The sequence below is a fragment of the Patiriisocius hiemis genome (assembly GCF_031846325.1).
Lineage (GTDB): Bacteria > Bacteroidota > Bacteroidia > Flavobacteriales > Flavobacteriaceae > Patiriisocius_A > Patiriisocius_A hiemis.
The window spans coordinates 1-510 of the sequence record NZ_JAVRHZ010000024.1 but is presented as its reverse complement, the minus strand read 5'-3'; the positions used below and the strand labels follow the sequence as shown (position 1 = coordinate 510).

General features: G+C 36.1%; 1 protein-coding gene. It reads left to right on the top strand.

Annotated features, from left to right (window positions below; translation table 11 throughout):
* On the top strand, positions 1–510 hold a 510-nt coding region (locus RM538_RS13380), incomplete at both ends, for an Ig-like domain-containing protein (RefSeq protein WP_311333941.1).

Genomic DNA, 510 nt, shown 5'->3' with positions numbered 1-510 from the left:
GCAGCAGGATTTACAGGTGAGGATACATTTGAATACTTTATTGTAGATGATAACCTTAATCCAGCCACAGACTCAGCTATTTTAACTATTACTGTTGATGAAGATCCTGATGGAGATATCAATCATACTTATGCTAATGATGATGCATATATTGGTATTCCTGGTGCAACAATTGTAGGAAATATTAGTGATAATGATAGTGATCCAGAAGGAGATAATCAAACGGTAAACACTAATCCAATACAAGGACCAGTAAACGGAAGTCTTACTTTAAACACAGACGGTACTTTTACCTATATACCTAACGATCCTACTTTCACAGGAACAGATCAATTTATTTACGAGATATGTGATGATGGTACACCACAGGCATGTGATAGAGCAACAGTATATATTACAATAGGCGGTGATCCAAATACTACTGATGCTATAGATGATATTAACGACACGTTAGTAAACACTTCAGTATCGGGTAATGTATTGACTAATGATGAGGATTTACAGGGCGAC